Source organism: Bogoriella caseilytica (assembly GCF_003752405.1).
Taxonomy (GTDB): domain Bacteria; phylum Actinomycetota; class Actinomycetes; order Actinomycetales; family Actinomycetaceae; genus Allobogoriella; species Allobogoriella caseilytica.
The window spans coordinates 702471-720854 of the sequence record NZ_RKHK01000001.1; the positions used below are offsets into that span (position 1 = coordinate 702471).

Consider the following 18384-nt stretch of genomic DNA (forward strand, 5'->3'; position numbering starts at 1 on the left):
TCCTTTGTCAGGGTGCCGGTGGTCCGGCGGTCGGTGGGTGGGTGGTCCAGGGCAGGGTGAGCCAGCCGCGGCGGAAACCCACGACGGCCAGGGAGGAGAGCAGGAAGACCGCGCTGAGCGCCCCCACGGCGCGGTGGCGAGGATCGGTCAGCGACACCAGCTCCGGGATCAGGCCCTCACCGCTGAGCCATTGCGCGAGGGTGGGGACGATGCCGCGCCGGGCGCCGGGTGGCGCGTCGAGCGCACCGAGGTTCCCGGCACCTGGGCTGGAGCCCGGCGCTGACGTGCCCGGCCGGATGTCACCGCCGCCGCCGCTGCCGGGACCGGGCGCTGCCGGGACCCCGGACCCGGCGTCGTCCGGCACGCCACTCGAGCTACCGCCGGGCTGCGAGCTCGGCGGTGGCAGTTCCTCCGGGGGCTCGCTCAGTGGCGGGGGTTCCCGGATGACGTCGCTCGCGTCGTAGCTGATCCACATCGGCGAGGGCGGCTTGCGGGCATCGGCCGCGCCACCGGAGGAGTGCCAGTAGCTGGACTGACCGGTCTCGGCGTGGAAAGTCACGAAGTCCTGCGGGAAGGAGCCCCAGTGCGGGCCCTGCCGCACCTGGGGGTCGGAGACACTCGAGTCGATGCTGACCGGCACGCGGTAGTAGTCGGGGGAGATCACGAGGCCGCGCTGCCGGAGTTCCGCCGCGCCGAAGGTCGCCAGGTGGACCTGCCGGGGCGCGAGTTCCCGCCAACGGCTCTGGTCTTCCATCGAGGTGCCGTATCCCCCGACGGTGGCCGTGAGGTGGCCGCCGCTCGGCGTGAGCGTCAGCACGGGATCGGCGAGCCACCAGTAGGTCATGCCGCCGTAGAAGACGACCGTGGCGCTGCCCTGCCACCGGATCCGCGCCGTGCCGCTCGCGCCATCCACCACACCGGTGCCGCCATCGAAGACGAAGGTCGCACCGGTGCCCATGTCGCTGGCCACGGTGGTCACCGCCCGGCCGCGATGGTCCTGGCACTTGTTCGCCCAGGTCACGGCCTCCCAGCCACCCTTGGCGGTGGGTTTCTCCACCCGCACTGCTCCCTGAGCGCTGCGGAAGAGCGCATCCGGGCCGCTGGCGTCGGCGGTGTCCCACACGCGCGAGCCCCCGCTGTTGCCTGCCCGGCCTGCTGAGAGGAAGTTGCAGCCGCCCGCGTAGGCCCCGGAGCCGGCGTTGGGGTTCAGGCCCCAGCGCAACTGGGCATCGTCCACCGCAATGGTGCCGACGGGCGTCTGCGCCGACCGGGGGATCTCGACGGCGATGTCGACGCGATCCTCATCCGCGGAGGCCATCGGCACGGCGAGGGCCGGTGTGAGCACGGCAGCCGAGAGGAGGGCCAGCGCCCACCGGCGCGCGGTCACCGGGCACCGCCGAGAACGGGCTCCGGGCGCGTAGCCGGATCAGGCGGCGGCGGAGCCGGCTCCGGCGCCGCGGCTGCGTCGGGACGCCGCGCACGGCGACGGCGCCGGATGGCGTCGACCAGCGAGGTGACCAGCAGCGCCACCAGGAGCGCGCCGGTGAGCAGCGCGACGATGAACACCCAGTCCCAGCCGCTGGAGGGCTGATCGGCCGGTGCGAAGGCAGCGGGGTCAGCGGCCACGGAGATTTCTACTTCGGCGATCTGGCCGGAGCCCGCACCCTCCAGACGGAGCAGGTGCGTCCCGGGGCGGATGTCGGCCGGGATCTGCACCGCGCCCGCCACCTCACCGAAGTCACCGGCCAGGATCGGGCCTACCCCCGCCAGGCCGGCACCCAAGGAGGCCACGACCTGCTCTCCGACGGCGAACCCACGCCCGGTGAAGGAGAGCACGCGGCCGGCCTGGATGGTGCTGCGCTCCAGGCCCACTGTGGCCGGTCCACTGATCGCCGGGGCCTCGGTGTCCTCGTCCTCGGCTCCTTCGTCCGGGCTGGCCGGGGCGCTCTCTGCGCCGGAGCCCGCGGGCTGGTCGTCTGTGCCCGGCTCCGCGGCGCCCTCACCCGCAGCTCCAGGCTGCGCGGCGGTGCCGGTCTGGCCGCCGGCTTCCGTCCCGGTCTGTCCGGCTCCGGAACTGGTGGCCGTGCTGCTGGGGGCGCCGGCGAAGCTCACCGGCGTGAAGGTCTCATTCGCGGCGCTCGCCACGCCATGGGCGCCCACCGTGAGGAATCCGCACTGCACCTGGGTGCAGTCCACGTCGACCGGTGCCCCATCGCGATCGCGCGCGGTGAAGCGCGCTCCGGGCACCACCATGCTCAGCGACCAGCTGCCGTCTTCGGCGAGGACGCCACCATTGGCGGCCTGATCGGTGGAGGATCCGGGGAAGGCCACGAAGCGCTGGTAGCCCTGGTTGTCCCGGGCCTCGGCATCCGGGGCATAGAGGTAGTCCCGCCCCGTCTGCCCGCCCTGGCTCGGCCGCCACGAGTCACCCGAGATGGAGCCGAAGAGCACGTAGATGCCGCCGAAGCCGCCGGGCACCGACTGGAAGCCGGCACCCGAGACGCGCACGGTGGTGGCCTGGTCGGCGTGCACCTGGGCTCCTCCGAGCTCGGACTCGACACTCACCCGGGCCGCGCCGGCAGCAGGTGAGGCCAGAACCAGACCCAGACATATCGCGAGGAGCCCGGCGGCGATCCGGTGCCGGCGAGACGCGCCCTGCGCGGAGAGTCGAGGGTTCATCGGAGGTCCTTCCTGCGGTCGGGCCGTTCCGGCACGACGATCAGTCCGCTCGGGTGGTCGATCACCGTGACCGGGTGCCGGTAGGTCTCGCCCAGCACGGCGGGGGTGAACACCTCCTGCGGTGGTCCGTCTGCGACGACTCGCCCCTGGGCCACCAACGCGATGCGATCGGCGTAGGCGGCTGCGAGGGAAAGGTCGTGCAGGACCACCACCACGGCCACGCCGTCCGAGGCGCGCTGCCGCAGGGTGGCGAGCAGCGCCTCACAGTGGCGGATGTCCAGGGCTGCAGTGGGCTCATCCAGCAGCATCACCGCTGTCTCCTGGGCCATCGCCCGGGCGAATCCGGTACGAGCCTTCTCGCCACCGGAGAGGGTGGGGTGCTTGCGGCCGGCCAGGTGCCCCACCTCGGCCAGTGACATCGCCGTGCCGACCACCTCGTCGTCCCGCGCGATGTGCGTCGTGCCGTGCCACGGCGCCCGCCCCATGCGCACCACCTCGATCACGGTGAAGGCGAAGGAGAGCCGAGCCTCCTGGAGCTGGACCGCCCGACGGCGGGCGAGCTGCTCTGCGCCCTGCCGGTCGAGATCGAGTCCGTCGAGAGTCACCGTGCCGGCGGTCGGCGCGATGTCACCCGCGAGGACGCCGAGCAGGGTGGACTTGCCCGCCCCGTTCGGCCCCACCAGGGCCAGGACCTCCCCGGGGCGCACCGCCAGATCGACGCCGCGCAGGATGGCGTGGCCGTCGACCTCCACGTCGATGCCGGTGGCGCTGAGCACGGCGGGCTCAGCGGCGTGAGGGCCCGGGCGGCTCGGCGCCACGTCGCCGAGAACGCTGGGGCCGGAGTGTGCACGCAGGGCCTCGCCCGGGGCGGGCCGGGAGCTGACCGTCATGACCAGCCCCCCGCACCGCGGCGGGTGCGGCGGATCAGGTAGAAGAAGAACGGTCCGCCGATCAGCGCGGTGAGCATCCCGATCGGGAGGTCGGCGAAGGAGACCAGCGTGCGAGCGCCGAGATCGGCCGCGCTGAGCAGCACCGCGCCTCCGAGTATCGCGGCGGGTAGGAGGAGCCGGTGGCCGGGGCCCAGCACCATGCGCAGCAGGTGCGGGACCACGAGCCCCACGAAGGCGATGATCCCGGTGAAGGCCACGGCCGCCGAGGTCAGCAGGGCCACGATCACGATCGCCACGCCACGCAGCCGTTCGACCTCGACACCGAGATGTCGAGCCGGCCGCTCCCCCAGGGCCAGTAGATCGAGGCGGCGGGCGAGGCTCCAGGCGAGGGCGCACCCGACCAGCACGATGGGGGCGACGACTGCCACGTGCTGCCAGCGGGTGCCATTGAAGGAACCGAGCTGCCAGAACACGATCTCCTCGCGGGCGGAGGCGTCGCCGATGAAGGTGAAGAAGGCGATGAGGGCGCCGCCGACCGCATTGACGGCCACGCCGGTCAGGATCAGGGTGACCACTTCCGTGCGTCCGCTCTGGCGGGCGGTGGTGTACACCAGCCAGGTGGCCAGGAGACCGCCGCCGAAGGCGGCCGCCACCACCGACCATTCACCCAGCCCGGAGAATCCGGTCACGATGACCAGGCAGGCCCCGGCCGCCGCTCCGGCGGAGACTCCGACCACGCCCGGTTCGGCGAGCGGGTTGCCGAAGATGCCCTGCATGAGCACCCCGCCGATTGCGAGCGCCGCCCCGACCAGGACGGTGAGCATCACGCGGGGGAAGCGCACGAGGTACAACGCGGCCTCCGCATGGTCAGCCGCCGGCGCCGGCCCCCAGGGGAGGCCGAGGCGGCGCAGCACCGAACCGGCCACCTCCGTGACCGGGATGTTCATCTGGCCGCTGCCGGCGGAGACCGCCACCAGGACGAGGAGCACCAGCGCCAGGGCGCCGAAGGTCAGTCCGCTGCGTCGGGCGGGGGCACCCGTGATGGCGGCCGCATCACCAGCAGTGCCCGCCAGGGTGCTCGAACTCTCGGGGCCAGGGCCCGCCAGACGCACCGGCGCGGGGGCGGTCACGGGGCCACCTCGGCCAGGGCGGCCGGCGAGTAGGCGGCCACCGCCATCGCCTCCAGCACCCCGGCGGTCAGGGGCCCGAAGGCCAGGACCTCGGCGTCGGCCATGTCCACCACCCGGCGCTGTTCTCCGGCGGGGGTCAGGGCCAGGGCGGGCACGCTGGTGAGCAGGCCGTCGACGCCACCGACCGATTCCAGGCCAGAGGTCATCATGATGACAAGATCGGGCCGGGCGGAGATGAGCGCTTCGTCGGTCATCGGTTGCATGCCCTGCCACCCGATCTCGGTGGCCACATCGATGCCCCCGATTCCCTCGATGAGCTGGTCGGCCCCGGATCCGGTGCCGAAGAGGTAGTAGGTGTTCGCCTGACCGCGGGCGTAGAGAAAGAGCATGCGCAGGCGGTCCTCGCCGGTGGGGGCGATCGCGGCGATCTCCTCCAGGGCACCGGCGATCTCGGTCTCGGTGCGCTCGGCGAGCTCCGCGCCGGGGCCGGGGAGCCCGAGGGCGCCGGCTACCTGGCGGATGAGATCGCCGGCGTTGTCCACCGAGCGGTGCGCGTCCAGGACCACCACCGGGATCCCGGCCTCCCGCATCTGCAACAGCACGTCCCACGGGCCCAGGGTGGTGTCGGTGATGATCACCGATGGGCCGAGTTCCAGGATCGCCTCGGCATTGAGCTGGTGGCCGTTGGCGGTGACCAGGGGCCGGTCGGCGATCTCGGGGAAGCTGGAGGAGGTGTCGCGGCCGACCACGTTCTCACCGAGGCCCAGCTCGAAGACGGTGCGCGCCAGCGTGCCGTGCAGGTCGAGAGCGAGGATCCGGGAGACGTCGTGCACCACGGTCTGGGTGCCCTGCGCATCGGTGACCGTGGCCGGGAGCTCGGGGTCGGGCCATCGCGTGACCGGCTCGATGTCCAGCTCGGGCAGCACCGCCGTGGAGGGGCCTTCGAGGTCTCGTGGCGTGCTGGCGATCTCCACCTCGGCGAGGCGCACTCCCTCAGCTGAGGAACCGGCCTGCGCATCGCTCTGACATCCGGTGAGCGCGAGGAGCAGGGCGGCCATCACAGCGGCGAGGGGCATGCGGGCACGCGCAGGCATAGGGTCTCCGGGCGGTGGTGGATGCGGGGCGTCCGCTCAGCAGAGCCGGGCGAGCGAGCACAGTGGACAGTGGTGTGAGGTGGCCTCGCCCAGCGAGGCAGGACGGCGTTAGTGCCCCGGCGGTGAGCCCACCGGGGAGGCAAGCTCACGGAAGATCGCGGTGTTGTGCGCGAAGGCCGCACGGGCCTCAGCGATGATGGCGGTCCGCCCCGCCTCCGTGAGGCGCTGTGCTGCCTCATCGATGCGCAGCCGGTAGCTGTCCTTGTACGGCTTGGGCTTGGCGATCGCTGGGAAGTGGTGGAACAGCAGACCGGGCTCACCGGGCACCAGGCCGTAGGCGCGGGAGACCAGGCGGGCAACGATGAAGCCTCCGGAGAGGTCGCCCAGGTAACGGACGTAATGGTGGGCGAGGTAGCCGACACCGTCCAGCTGCGCGATGCGGTCCATATAGGTCCGCGTGGCCGACAGCGGCAGGTGCTGCTCTCGCCAGGAGTGACCGCTCAGGGCGAGCAGATCGGCCTCGAGCGCCACAGTGCGCTCCAGCGCCGGGTCGTGGACTGCGGCGGCCAGCGGATCGGATGCGAGTTCCCGGCCACGCTCTTCCAGTGCCGTGTACACGTGGACGAGCTGGCCGGAGAGGCGGGCATAGGCCGTGACGTCGAGCCGGCCGGACATGAGGTCCTGCATGAAGCTGGAGTTCTCGGCGTCCTCGTGCTGGCTGGTGGTCAGCGCAGCAAGCTGCCGGGAGAAGCGGGCTTCATCGAAGTCCGGTGCGAGGACCGCCTCGTTGAGGGCGAGGGTGGCCTGCTGATGCTGCGGAAGAGTGGTCACAATGCGTCCTCGCTGGCTGAGCTCCGCGCCGGGGAGCGGCGGAGCAGGACGGGTGCGGCATCTGCCCACCCCAGGAATTATGCGAGGTTAGCGTAACCTAATTAGTGCAGGCTACGGCAAGGCTATCCTTAGTGGTCTACGCCACACCGTCAGTAGCCGGCCATCTTCTCCAGCCGCGCGACCCGCTCGTCGGTCGAGGGGTGGGTGGAGAACAGCCGCGCGGCCTGCCCGCGGAACGGATTCGCGATCATCATGTGGCTGACGTTCTCGTGACGCGGGCTCGGTTCCATGGGCTGGGCACCGACACCCCGCTCGATCTTGCGGAGCGCCGAGGCCAGCGCCAGGGGGTCACGCGTGAGCTCGGCGCCCCCGCGATCGGCGGAGAACTCGCGGGTGCGCGAGACCGCCATGCGGATCACGGTGGCCGCGAAGGGCGCAAGCAGGGCGACGGCGAGCATCGCCAGGGGGTTACCCCCGCGGCGGGCACCGCCGAAGAACAGCATGAACTGCGCGATGGAGGTGATGATGCCGGCCAGGCCCGCCGCCACGGAGGAGATCAGGATGTCGCGGTTGTAGACATGCATCAGCTCGTGCCCCAGCACCGCCCGGAGCTCACGCTCATTGAGCTGCCGCATGATGCCCTCGGTGCAGCACACCGCGGCATTGCGCGGGTTCCGCCCGGTGGCGAAGGCATTGGGCTGAGCCGTGGGCGAGATGTAGAGACGCGGCATTGGCTGCTGGGCGGTGGTGGCGAGATCGCGCACCATGGCATAGAGCTGCGGGGCCTCGATCTCTGCCACCGGACGGGCCTGCATGGCACGCAAGGCCAGCTTGTCGGAGTTCCAGTAGCTGACGAAGGTGCCCACCAGTGCGATCCCGGCGAAGATCCACAAGAAGACGGAATCGCCCTGGGTGTTCGCGATGATCGCCCCGATGGCCAGCAACACCGCCCACAATCCGCCGAGCAAAGCCGCCGTCTTCAGGCCGTTACCCAGACCCTGCACTGCCCACCTCCTGCTGCTGTCCGCTCCGTGGCTTCCTCTGATGACAACGCTTCACGGAGGCGTCTCGTTCCCGCGGGGCGCGGGCCCAGCCACCGCACACGGGCTCAGCCTCAGCGCACCGGCCACACACCCTGCACCGGCCCAGCCGCAGCGCGCCCGCGTATCCTTGCCCGGTGGATCAGCGCGAAGGGCCAGCCGTGACGGTGGTGCTGCCCGGGGAACTCTCCCAGCACCCCTACCCCGGCGTCCCGGGGCCAGGTGACGAACTTCCCGCGCAGGCCCCGCTCGCGCGCGTCCCTCTGCGCCGGCCGCGCGTGTTGCCCGCGATCGGTTTCGGGCTCCTCCTGCTGTTCGGCGCCGTGGTGCCGATCGCCCTGGCGATGTCCCACGTCAACGACCGCTACATCGGCTGGGAGTACCAGCTCCCCATGGAGCAGGCGAACGAGCTGACGCTCGCGCCGCGCTCCGAGGCGCTGGTCTGGGCACCGGAACGGCACGCCGAGTCCCTCACCTGCGAGGCGATGTCCTCGGTGGGCACAGCGCTGCCCATGGTGCCGGCCATGCCGCAGGACCACGATGACTACGTCGCTGTCTGGCGCTTCGCCACCGGCAACGGTGAGGTCTCCTTGACGTGCACGGTCGCCCAGGATGGCTCGGGCGGCGCTCCGACCTCCACCATCTGGCTGGGCGAGGAGCCCGACCTGACCTACCTCCCTGCGCTGCAGACCACGCTGCTGCTCTTCGGTGGAGCGCTGGTCATCGCTGCGGTCGTGCCGGCGGTGGTCATCCTCGCTCAGCCGGTGCACCTGCTGCGTTCGCTCAGTACAGGCGGCCCTCGTGCTGCTCGCCGCGGGAGATCGCGGTCATCGTCTCGCGGTCGACGACCTTGATGCGCTCACGCACCGGTTCGCCCTCCCAGGCACCGCCCAGGTCGCGCTCGAAGGTGTCGAGCAGTTCCCATCCCTGCCAGGTGGTGTAGCGCACCCCGGCGGCGTCCAGCTCCGCGAGCAGGGCATCGCCACCGGCGGTCTCGGCTCGGCCCGCTCGCACCGCACCAGAGACCAGCTCACCCGCCTCGGCGTCGGCGACCACATGGCCGATGGTCTGCCGGGCATCGGACTTGGTGGAGCCGATCAGCCCCACCGGGCCGCGCTTGACCCAGCCGGTGGCGTACAGGCCGGGGATCGACGCGCCTTCGGGGTCGATGACCCGCCCCTCGAGGTTCGGGATCACGCCACGCACCTCATCGAAGGGCACCCCGGGTACCGGGGAGGAGAAGTAGCCCACGGCGCGGTAGACGGCCTGGACGGGCGTCTCCACGAACTCTCCGGTGCCACGCACTCCCCCGTCGCCGGTCAGCTCGGTGCGCTCGGTCCGCAGGGCCTCGACCCTGCCGTCGCCGAGGATCTCCACGGGGCGGTGCAGGAAGTGCAGGTGGATCCGGCGCGAGCCGGTGAGGTCCTCGGGCTCCTTCAGGGTCCAGTCCACCAGGGTCTTGACGACCTGCTTGGTCTGGTTCGAGGAGCGCATGGCGTCCTCGGAGCCTTCGTCGAACTGGAAGTCCTCGTCGTAGACCACGACGTCGACGTCGGGGACCTGCCCGAGTTCCCGGAGTTCCAGCGGGGTGAACTTCGCCTGCGCGGGGCCACGGCGCCCGAAGACGTGCACCTCGGAGACCGGGCTGGCCTCCAGCCCGCGGAGAACGTTCTCCGGGATCTCGGTGGGCAGGAGATCGCGCGGGTGCTTCGCCAGGATGCGGGCCACATCGAGGGCGACGTTGCCGACGCCGAGAACGGCCACCTGTTCGGCCTCCAGGGGCCAGGTGCGCGGCACATCGGGGTGACCGTCGTACCAGGAAACGAAGTCCGCGCCACCGAAGACGCCGGGCAGGTCGGAGCCCGGCAGGTCCAAGGGCGCGTCGCGGTCCGCTCCGGTGGAGAAGATGACGGCGTCGTAGTGCTCCCGCAGCTGATCGATCGTGGTGTCGCGCCCCACCTCGACATTGCCGATCAGGCGCACGTCGCCGCGCTGGAGCACCTTGTGCAGGGCCAGGATGATCTGCTTGATGCGCGGGTGATCCGGGGCCACGCCGTAGCGCACGAGCCCGAAGGGCGCGGGGAGCCGTTCGAAGAGGTCGATCGAGACGTCCAGGCCGGACTTCGACAGGATGTCGGCGGCGTAGATGCCGGCGGGGCCGGCACCGATGAGAGCAACGTGCAGCGGGCGGGAGTTGTTCACGAGTGCCTTTCGACGTCCGGAGCCCGGGAGTCTCCGCCGGGAATGCCGCCGTCCAGTCTATGGGGCACGCCCTCGTCACAGCCCGGCTGTGTCCGTCATCTCATCCCGGGGCCGCGCCGGTGACCGCTCCTAGGCCATGCGGTCGACGAGCAGCCCGGCGAAGGCACTGAGCGCGACCTTGGGCGCCCCTTCGGGCAGCGGTCCGAGCTCGGCCACCGCGCTCTCGGCCCACTCCTCTGCGAGCGAGCGTGCCTCCTCGACCACCTCGTGGGCGCGCAGCGCAGCCACGACGTCGGCCAGTGCGGCGTCCTCGCTGAGGTCATCGTCGGCCAGGCGCCGCAGGATCTGCGCGCCCGCCGCGTCGATCCGGCCGTCACCTTCCCGGCGCCGCAGCAACAGCACCGGCATGGTGTCCACTCCCTCGCGCAGGTCCGTCCCTGGCGTCTTGCCCGTGGTGGCGGCGTCGGAAGACAGGTCGATGACATCATCCGCCAGCTGGAAGGCCACGCCCACCTTCTCGCCGTAGGCCGTCAGGAGCCGTGCGACGTCGTCGCCGGCACCGGAGTAGTGCGCGCCGTAGCGGGCGGCGGTGGCGATGAGGGAGCCGGTCTTATCGGCGAGCACCTGTAAGTAGTGCCCCACCCGGTCACCGCCGTCCTGCGGGCCGAGCGTCTCGTGCAACTGCCCGAGGCAGAGTCGTTCGAAGGTCTCGGCATGAGCGCGCACCGCATCGGCACCGAGTTCAGCGACCAGCCGGGAGGCACGGGCGAAGAGCAGGTCGCCGGTGAGGATGGCGACCGAGTTCCCCCACACCTCGTGGGCAGCCGGGGCGCCCCGGCGCAGCGGCGCCGAATCCATGACGTCGTCGTGGTAGAGCGTGGCCAGATGGGTGAGCTCTACGGCGACGGCGGCCTCGATCACGCGATCGTTGGATCCGTTCCCGAGTTCCGCGCTGAGCAGGGTGAGCAAAGGCCGCAACCGCTTGCCCCCGGCGGCAGCGAGGTGCGCGCTGGGCGAGTCGACCAGCGAGTCGGCGCCCACGACGGCGCGTGCCAGCCGCTCCTCGACCTGCTCCATGGCGGGTTGGAGCCGCGCCTCCAGCTCCGGGTCGCCCAGCGGTAGCACGTGCGCAGGAAGGGAGGTCACGGCAGCACGGTACCTGGTGAATAGGCGGAGTACCCAGGCTGCACGATGGTGCCCATGGTCCTCACGGCAGGAAGGCGGAAGCCTGGGCGAGCAGGTTCATCAGCGGCCCGGGGAAGACACCTACGGCCACCGTGGCCACGGCGGTGACCACGATCGCCACGCCGGTCAGGCCCTCGGAGGCCACCACGGCCACCGGGCTGGCATTCCGCGGACCGGAGGCGTCGTAGGACACGGTGTTCGCTGCAGCGGCGGCCTCGGAGCGAGCCACGGCGGCGGCCTCGCTGCCCGCTGCGGAGAGATTGTCCAGCTCGAGGTCCCCGGTGGGTACATCGCCCTGGGGCACTTCGGAGACGCCGGACTCCACCGCGATCTTCGCAGCCTCCTCGCTGTTGGGCTCGGAGAAGAACATCACCACGACCAGGCGGATGTAGAAGTACGCGGTCGCCGCCGAGGCGATCACGGCCAGCACCACGAGCCAGGTGTGGCCGGCCGCCACACCCGCGGAGAACACGGTGAACTTCCCCATGAAGCCCGCCGTCAGCGGGATGCCCGCGAAGGACAGCATGAAGATCGTCATGGCGACCGCGAGCCACGGGGCACGCTTACCCAGCCCTGCCCACTGCTCGATGCTCGTGGCCTCGGCGTTGATGTTGCCGGCAGCATCGCGTTCGCGCACCAGCGTCATGATCCCGAAGGTGCCGATGGTGGCCACACCGTAGGTGAGCAGGTAGAGCAGGACCGCAGGAATGGCCACCTGCTCCAGCGCGGTCACGCCGATGAGCACGAAGCCGGCGTGCGCGATCCAGGAGTAGGCGAGCATGCGCTTGATGTTCGACTGCACCACGGCGACGACGGTGCCGACCACCATGGTCAAGGTGGCGACCGCCCACAGGAAAGGCACCACGTCCCATTCCATGCTGGGCACGGCCACGTAGACGAAACGCATGAGCGCCACGAAGGCAGCCACCTTGGTGGTGGCGGCCATGAAGCCGATGATCGGGGCCGGTGCGCCGGTGTAGACGTCGGGGGTCCAGGCGTGGAAGGGCGCCGCACCGAGCTTGAACAGCAGACCGATGATGACCAGCGCGGAGCCGGCCAGGAACATCTCGTCCAGGCCGGCGGTGGCCGGCGCAGCCTGCGAGATGCCCTCATAGGTCACGGTGCCGGAGTAGCCGAAGAGCAGGGCGATGCCGAAGATGGTGAAGGCCGAGGCGAAGGCACCCATGAGGAAGTACTTCATGGAGGCTTCCTGCGAGAGCAGCCGGCGACGCCGGGCGGTGCCGGCGAGCACGTACAGCGGCAGGGACAGCACCTCCAGGCCGATGAGCAGCGTGAGCAAGTCGTTGGCCTGGACGAACACCAGCATTCCGGTCACCGAGAAGAGGGTGAGCGGGAAGATCTCGGACTGCACCAGCCCGGCGCGGGTGGCGTCGGCTTCCGCCGGTGAACCCGGCCGGGTGGAGGCCTGGGCCACGAAGGAGCCTTCGCCGGTCTCCGTGCGGTCGGCGATCACCAGGATGCCCAGGAGGGCGACGGCGGCGATCATGCCCTGCGCAGCCAAGCCCGGGAGGTCCTCGACCACCCGGTCACCGACCAGGTGCTGGGCACCGCCGGCCTGGACCTCGGTCCAGCGCCAGGCGACCGCCACCACGGCGGCGGCAGCGGCTCCCAGGGCCAGCACGATCTGCACCGTGCGTCGAGGCCCGCGCGGCACAAAGGCCTCGACCAGGATGCCGAGCACGGCGGCACCGGCGATGATCAGGACGGGTGTGAGCCCGCCCCACGCGATCTCGGGAGCGTTGAAGGTCACTGGTCGGCCTCCTCAGTGGCGGCGTCGCCGGCGGGCGCGAAGGTGGTGGTCTGTTCGATCGCGGAGTCCTCAGCGACGGGACGTACGGCGTCCAGGACCGGGGCGGGGTAGATGCCCAGGACCAGCATCGCGGCGACCAGCGGGGCCATGACCCAGCGCTCCCGGCCGGTGAGGTCGGGCACCGTCTCCTGGCCCTCGCGGGTGGCCCCGGCGAAGATCCGCTGGTAGGGCAGAAGCAGGTAGAGCGCGGAGAGGATGACGCCGAGCACGGCGATCACGCCCGCCACGAGGTTGACCCGGAAGGTGCCCACCAGCACCAGGTACTCCGGGATGAAGCCGGACAGGCCGGGCAGGGCGATGGAGGCCAAGCCGGCCACCAGGAACATGGCGGCCATGACCGGGACGACCTTCTGCAGTCCGGCGTGGTCGCCGATGCGCTGGCTGCCGGTGCGCTGGGTGAGGAAGCCCGCGACCAGGAAGAGCGCGGCGGTGGAGACACCGTGCGCGACCATGTAGATCATCGCGCCGGTCAAGGCCACCGGCTCCCTCAGGAAGATGCCCAGCACGATGAAGCCGAAGTGGCTCACCGAGGTGAAGGCGATCAGGCGCATGAGGTCCCGCTGACCGATGGCCAGGATCGCGCCGTAGATGATCGAGATCAGAGCCAGCACGATGATGACCGGTGCCGCCCACTGGGAGGCCTCCGGGAAGAGCGGCAGGATCAGCGCGATCATGCCGAAGGTGCCGACCTTGTCGAGCACGCCGACGAGCAGCACGTTGTTCCCCGGGGGCGACTGCTCGGCGGTGTCCGGCAGCCAGGTGTGCACCGGCCACAGCGGGGCCTTGATCGCGAAGGCGATGAAGAAGGACAGGAAGAGCAGCCGCTCGCCCCACACGCCGGTCTGGATCGAACCGGCCAGGGAGTCAATCAGGAAGCCCTGCTCCCCACCGGGGCCCATGACATACAGGGCCACCACGCCCACCAGCATGATGAGACCGCCGGCCAGGGAGTACAGCAGGAACTTCATGGCGGCGGCCTTGCGGCGCGGGCCGCCGTAGGCGCCGATGAGGAAGTAGACCGGCAGCAGCATCGCCTCGAAGATGACGTAGAACAAGAAGACGTCGCGGGCGGCGAAGATGCCGATCATGAGGGCTTCGAGCACCAGGATCAGGGCCACGAAGCCGGCCTGACGGCGCAGCACGGAGGCCTGATCGCGATCAGCGGCCGCGGTTCCTGCGGGCTGGTCCTGTTCCCGCCACCCGGCGAGCAGCACCAGCGGAACCAGGAAGACCGCGAGAAGCACCATCGCCAGGCCCAGGCCGTTGACACCCACCGCGTACGACACGCCGATCTGCGGGATCCACGCGTAGGTCTCGTTCAGCTGGACCGTGCCCGCGGCACCCATATCGAAGGCACCGACGGCGGCCACGACGGCCCCGGCGAGCACCAGCAGGGAGACCACCAGACCGATCTGGCGGGCGAAGCGGTGCAGTTGCGGCACCAGCCACAGCACCAGCGCGGAGGCCAAGGGCACCACGATCAGCAGGGTCAGCCACGGCACAGCGGCCATCGAATCGACTCCGTTCATCTCTCGCTACCTCTTCCTGCTCAGACCCGTGTGAACAGGACGTAGGCGAGGGTCAGGACCACACCACCGAGCATCAGCGCGGCATAGGACCGCACATAGCCGGTCTGGGTCTTCCGGATGATCTGTCCCAGCGCCGCGGTGCCGCGCGCCAGACCGTGCACCGCGCCGTCGATCACCGAGTGGTCGGTGGCCCGCGCGGCGACCGTGAGCCCCTGCCCCGGTCGCATGAAAACACCCTCGTTCACGGCGTCCTGGTAGAGGTCCTGGCGGGCCGCGGTCACCAGCACGTTCGCCTCCGGGGCGGTGGCCGGGACCTTCTTCGCTCCGAAGAGGAACCAGGCGATGACCGCACCGAGCAGCACCACGGCGAGCACCAGCACCTGGATGGACCAGACCGGGATCACCGTCTCGGGGTGACCGTGGTAGCCGAGCACCGGCTCGAGGAAGTGCACGAAGCCGTCGCGGAAGACCACGGCGAGCACCAGGCCCAGGAAGACCGAACCGACGGCCAGGATGATCATCGGCACCGTCATCAGCGCGGTGGACTCGTGCGGGTGGCGGTGCACCAGCTCCGGATCCTTGTTGGCCTCCCGCTCATCCTCGCTCCAGCGGGCGGTGCCGTGGAAGGTCATGAAGAACAGGCGCGACATGTAGAAGGCGGTCAGCCCCGCGCCGAGCAGCGCGATCGGACCGAGGATCCACGGCGCGTGGGTGTCGGCGGCGAAGGCCGCCTCGATGATGAGGTCCTTGGAGAAGAAGCCCGCGAAGGGCGGCACGCCGAGGATCGCGAGCCAGCCCGCCATGAAGGTCAGCCAGGTCACGAGCATCGCGCCGCGCAGCGCACCGAAGCGGCGCATGTCGACGTCGTCGTTCATGGCGTGCATGACCGAGCCGGCGCCGAGGAACATCCCGGCTTTGAAGAAGCCGTGGGTAAAGAGGTGGAAGATCGCGAAGGCGAAGCCCACCGGGCCCAGCCCCACCGCGAGCATCATGTAGCCGAGCTGCGACATGGTCGAGGCGGCGAGCACCTTCTTGATGTCGTCCTTGGCCGAACCGACGATCGCACCGAAGACCAGCGTGACGGCACCGACGATCGCGATCACGAGCATCGCCGTGGTGGTCTGCTCCAGCAAGGCTGCGGAGCGCACCAGCACGTAGATCCCGGCGGTGACCATCGTGGCCGCGTGGATCAGAGCCGAGACGGGCGTGGGGCCAGCCATGGCATCGCCCAGCCAGGCCTGCAGCGGCACCTGCGCGGACTTACCGCAGGCGCCCAGGAGCAGCATGAGCACGATGAAGGTGACCACGCCCTGACTCAGGCCCTCGGCGCCGTTCAGCACGGTCTCGTAACCCACCGAACCCAGAGCGGCGAACATCCCGCCCATGGCCAGGATGAGGCCGGCATCGCCCACGCGGTTCATCACGAAGGCCTTCTTGGCGGCCACGTGGTTGGCGCGTTCGTGCTGCCAGAACCCGATGAGCAGGTACGAGGCCAGGCCCACGCCCTCCCAGCCCACGAAGAGCAGGGCGTAGGAGTCGGCGAGCACCAGCAGCAGCATGGCGGCCACGAAGAGGTTGAGGTAGGCGAAGAAGCGGCGCCGGTTCGGGTCGTGCTCCATGTAGGCCACGGAGTACACGTGGATCAGCGTGGAGACGACGGTCACCAGCATGATGAAGACGACTGTCAGCGGGTCGACCAGCAGGCCGGCGTCGAGGGAGAAGTCCCCGGCGGGGATCCAGCTGAACAGGTGCACCGCCTGGACGCGGTCGCCGTCGGCCAGGCCGAGCATCTCGATCAGGATGCCGGTGCCGAGCACGGCGGTGGCGCCACAAGCCAGCACGCCGAGCCAGTGGCCCCAGCCATCGGCGCGGCGGCCGAGGAGCAGGAGCACAGCTGCGGAGGCGAGCGGGATAGCGATCAGCAGCCAGGACAGGCTCGCCAGGGTGGCCGCCTCGCTGGTCTGCAGGCCGACATGAGTCATCAGTGGCATCAGGCGGGCCCCGTCAGCTCTTCAGCAGGCTGGCGTCGTCCACGGACGCGGACCTGCGGGTTCGGTAGATGGACACGATGATCGCCAGGCCGACCACGACTTCCGCCGCCGCGACGATCATCACGAAGAAGGCGATCACCTGGCCGGTGAGGTCTCCGTGCAGCCGCGCGAAGGTCACCAGCGTCAGGTTCGAGGCGTTGAGCATGAGCTCCACGCCCAGCAGGGCGATGATGGCGTTACGCCGGATCAGCACCGTGGTGGCGCCGATGGAGAAGATGATGCCGGAGAGCACCAGGTAGTGGACGAGGCTCACTTCTCCTCCTCGTTCTGCTCGGTGGGGGCATCGGACTGCTCGATCTGCGGTGGCTCGGTGCCGCCGGCAGCCGGCTGATCGTAGGGCACCGGAGCACTGTCGCCGCGCATCGCGGGCAGGCGTGCGGTGCGTGTGTCAGCCGATCCGGCGCCACCACCCTGCTCGCGGGCCAGCCGCTCGATGAGCTCGGGGCTGACCTCGGCAATGGTGCGGGCCTGCCCGCGCACACGCAGCACGCGCGGTACCGAGGCGGTCAGCGGCTCACCGTCGGCCGACAGCGCCGGAAGGTCAGCGGCGTTGGAGCGAGCGTAGACACCCGGAGCGGGCAGCTGGCCGAGCCGGCCCTTGCCAGCGGCGTAGGCGTTCATCTTGGCGCGCTGGACGTCCTCCTGGGAGAACTTCTTGCCCAGGCGCTCGCCATGGGTCAAGGTGACCGCACCGACGGCGGCCACGATGAGGAGCAGACCGGTGAGCTCCATGGCGAAGACGTGATCGGAGAAGATCAGCCGGGCCACGCCCACCGGGTTGGAGTCGGCATTGGCCGCCTCGACCCCCACCGGATCGGGCAGGCTCACCCGGGTGACGATGCCGGCCAGGACGCCGACGAGCCCCAGGCCCGCCAGGGCGGCGATCCAGCGCTGCCCGGCGATGGTCTCGTGCAGGGAGTCGGAGGGGTCGATACCGACCAGCATCAGCACGAAGAGGAAGAGCATCATGATGGCACCGGTGTAGACGACCACCTGGGTCACCCCGAGGAAGGTGGCACCCTGGGCGATGTACATGACCGCGAGGCAGATCATGATCAGCACGACGCCCATGGCGGCGTAGACCGCCCGGCGGGAGAAGAGCACGCCGCAGGCCGCCAGGATCATGACCGGCGCGAGTACCCAGAAGAGGACCGTCTCTCCGGTGCCCATCGCTGCGGCGCCTGGCGCCTGTGCGCCCTCGCCGGCGGCGAGGAGGATCGTGGTGGCACTCACCGGTGGCCTCCGCTCTGGGCGGTCGTGGGGGCCTCCACCGTCTGGACGTCCTCGAGCGAGGGGTCGTCCGGGCGGTGCTCACGCATCCAGTCCACCTGTGCCTGCGTGGGGCCGGTGACGTCACCGCGGTAGTAGTCGTCGTCGTCGGTGCCCTCGACCATGGGGTGCGGAGCGGCGAGTGCGCCCTGCGGCAGCGGGGCGAGCAGATCCTGCTTCTCGTAGATCAGGCCCTCACGGCTCGGGCCGGCCAGCTCGAACTCGTTGGTCATGGTCAGCGCCCGGGTGGGGCAGGCCTCGATGCACAGGCCGCAGAAGATACAGCGCAGGTAGTTGATCTGGTAGACGCGGCCGTACCGCTCACCCGGGGAGTACTGCCCGCCGGGCGAGTTGTCTCCGCCTTCGACCAGGATCGCGTCGGCGGGGCAGGCCCAGGCGCACAACTCGCAGCCGATGCACTTCTCCAGCCCGTCGGCGTAGCGGTTGAGCTGGTGGCGGCCGTGGTAGCGAGGCTGAGTGGGGGTCTTGACGAAGGGGTAGTCCTCGGTGACCGAGGGCCGGAACATCGAGGAAGCGGTGACCCCGAAACCGGCCACGGGCGCAAGCATCTGCCCGAGGGCGCCCTTCTTGGCCGGGGCGAGTTCCGCGGGGAGTTCACGGTGCGCGGGGCGCTGGACCTCGCCGGGGGCGGT

Annotated in this window: 16 protein-coding genes; 1 reads left to right on the forward strand and 15 read right to left on the reverse strand. The window is 70.5% G+C overall.

Annotation, left to right across the window (positions count from 1 at the left end):
- Positions 1 to 7: 7 nt before the first annotated feature.
- The 7 genes from EDD31_RS03195 to htpX form a co-directional block, all read right to left on the reverse strand.
- On the reverse strand, positions 8 to 1387 hold the full coding sequence (locus tag EDD31_RS03195) for an HtaA domain-containing protein (protein ID WP_123302881.1): 1380 nt from the start codon (positions 1385 to 1387) through the stop codon (positions 8 to 10).
- Positions 1384 to 2679 (reverse strand): hypothetical protein, encoded by a 1296-nt coding sequence (locus EDD31_RS03200; protein ID WP_123302882.1) that lies wholly within the window; start codon positions 2677 to 2679, stop codon positions 1384 to 1386. Before EDD31_RS03200 ends, EDD31_RS03195 begins: the two co-directional genes overlap by 4 nt.
- The gene (locus EDD31_RS03205) at positions 2676 to 3569 is read right to left on the reverse strand and encodes a heme ABC transporter ATP-binding protein (RefSeq protein ID WP_123302883.1); all 894 of its coding nucleotides are present in this window, start codon (positions 3567 to 3569) and stop codon (positions 2676 to 2678) included. The genes EDD31_RS03200 and EDD31_RS03205 overlap by 4 nt, the downstream gene beginning before the upstream one ends.
- A complete protein-coding gene (locus EDD31_RS03210; protein ID WP_425453718.1) occupies positions 3566 to 4642 on the reverse strand; it encodes a FecCD family ABC transporter permease in 1077 nt (358 codons plus the stop codon). The genes EDD31_RS03205 and EDD31_RS03210 overlap by 4 nt, the downstream gene beginning before the upstream one ends.
- 53 nt (positions 4643 to 4695) lie before the next feature.
- On the reverse strand, positions 4696 to 5793 hold the full coding sequence (locus tag EDD31_RS03215; protein WP_123302885.1) for a heme/hemin ABC transporter substrate-binding protein: 1098 nt from the start codon (positions 5791 to 5793) through the stop codon (positions 4696 to 4698).
- 108 nt (positions 5794 to 5901) lie between these two features.
- Positions 5902 to 6624: a biliverdin-producing heme oxygenase gene (locus EDD31_RS03220; protein ID WP_123302886.1), complete on the reverse strand. Its 723-nt coding sequence runs from the start codon at positions 6622 to 6624 to the stop codon at positions 5902 to 5904.
- 149 nt (positions 6625 to 6773) lie between these two features.
- Positions 6774 to 7628: a zinc metalloprotease HtpX gene (htpX, locus tag EDD31_RS03225; RefSeq protein WP_123302887.1), complete on the reverse strand. Its 855-nt coding sequence runs from the start codon at positions 7626 to 7628 to the stop codon at positions 6774 to 6776.
- 173 nt (positions 7629 to 7801) lie between these two features.
- Here htpX and EDD31_RS03230 point away from each other — a divergent pair, with 173 nt between their 5' ends.
- Positions 7802 to 8518: a hypothetical protein gene (locus EDD31_RS03230; RefSeq protein WP_148058853.1), complete on the forward strand. Its 717-nt coding sequence runs from the start codon at positions 7802 to 7804 to the stop codon at positions 8516 to 8518.
- On the opposite strand, the gene EDD31_RS03235 is transcribed toward EDD31_RS03230, so the two are convergent.
- The 8 genes from EDD31_RS03235 to nuoI form a co-directional block, all read right to left on the reverse strand.
- The gene (locus EDD31_RS03235; RefSeq protein WP_123302889.1) at positions 8448 to 9866 is read right to left on the reverse strand and encodes an FAD-dependent oxidoreductase; all 1419 of its coding nucleotides are present in this window, start codon (positions 9864 to 9866) and stop codon (positions 8448 to 8450) included. The two genes, EDD31_RS03230 and EDD31_RS03235, sit on opposite strands and share 71 nt — an antisense overlap.
- 129 nt (positions 9867 to 9995) lie before the next feature.
- Complete coding sequence (locus EDD31_RS03240) at positions 9996 to 10943, reverse strand: polyprenyl synthetase family protein (protein WP_123305062.1); 948 nt, start codon at positions 10941 to 10943, stop codon at positions 9996 to 9998.
- Between the two features lie 130 nt (positions 10944 to 11073).
- On the reverse strand, positions 11074 to 12822 hold the full coding sequence (nuoN, locus tag EDD31_RS03245; RefSeq protein ID WP_123302890.1) for an NADH-quinone oxidoreductase subunit NuoN: 1749 nt from the start codon (positions 12820 to 12822) through the stop codon (positions 11074 to 11076).
- Positions 12819 to 14411 carry an NADH-quinone oxidoreductase subunit M gene (locus EDD31_RS03250; RefSeq protein ID WP_245990822.1) on the reverse strand — a complete coding sequence of 531 codons (1593 nt, stop codon included), beginning with the start codon at positions 14409 to 14411 and terminating at the stop codon, positions 12819 to 12821. The genes nuoN and EDD31_RS03250 overlap by 4 nt, the downstream gene beginning before the upstream one ends.
- A 20-nt stretch (positions 14412 to 14431) precedes the next feature.
- Positions 14432 to 16393 carry an NADH-quinone oxidoreductase subunit L gene (gene nuoL, locus EDD31_RS03255; protein ID WP_245990824.1) on the reverse strand — a complete coding sequence of 654 codons (1962 nt, stop codon included), beginning with the start codon at positions 16391 to 16393 and terminating at the stop codon, positions 14432 to 14434.
- A 22-nt stretch (positions 16394 to 16415) separates the two neighbouring features.
- Positions 16416 to 16715 (reverse strand): NADH-quinone oxidoreductase subunit NuoK, encoded by a 300-nt coding sequence (nuoK, locus tag EDD31_RS03260; protein WP_123302892.1) that lies wholly within the window; start codon positions 16713 to 16715, stop codon positions 16416 to 16418.
- Positions 16712 to 17695: an NADH-quinone oxidoreductase subunit J gene (locus tag EDD31_RS03265; protein WP_245990827.1), complete on the reverse strand. Its 984-nt coding sequence runs from the start codon at positions 17693 to 17695 to the stop codon at positions 16712 to 16714. Before EDD31_RS03265 ends, nuoK begins: the two co-directional genes overlap by 4 nt.
- Positions 17692 to 18300, reverse strand: coding sequence for an NADH-quinone oxidoreductase subunit NuoI (nuoI, locus tag EDD31_RS03270; protein WP_245991273.1), 609 nt, complete (start codon positions 18298 to 18300; stop codon positions 17692 to 17694). The genes EDD31_RS03265 and nuoI overlap by 4 nt, the downstream gene beginning before the upstream one ends.
- Positions 18301 to 18384 lie beyond the last annotated feature (84 nt).

Coding starts and splice junctions, on each gene's coding strand:
- EDD31_RS03200 (WP_123302882.1), bottom strand. CDS start 2,679: ATGAACCCTCGACTCTCCGCGCAGGGCGCGTCTCGCCGGCACCGGATC.
- EDD31_RS03205 (WP_123302883.1), bottom strand. CDS start 3,569: ATGACGGTCAGCTCCCGGCCCGCCCCGGGCGAGGCCCTGCGTGCACAC.
- EDD31_RS03215 (WP_123302885.1), bottom strand. CDS start 5,793: ATGCCTGCGCGTGCCCGCATGCCCCTCGCCGCTGTGATGGCCGCCCTG.
- EDD31_RS03240 (WP_123305062.1), bottom strand. CDS start 10,943: ATGGAGCAGGTCGAGGAGCGGCTGGCACGCGCCGTCGTGGGCGCCGAC.
- EDD31_RS03250 (WP_245990822.1), bottom strand. CDS start 14,411: ATGAACGGAGTCGATTCGATGGCCGCTGTGCCGTGGCTGACCCTGCTG.
- nuoL (WP_245990824.1), bottom strand. CDS start 16,393: ATGACTCATGTCGGCCTGCAGACCAGCGAGGCGGCCACCCTGGCGAGC.
- nuoI (WP_245991273.1), bottom strand. CDS start 18,300: ATGCTTGCGCCCGTGGCCGGTTTCGGGGTCACCGCTTCCTCGATGTTC.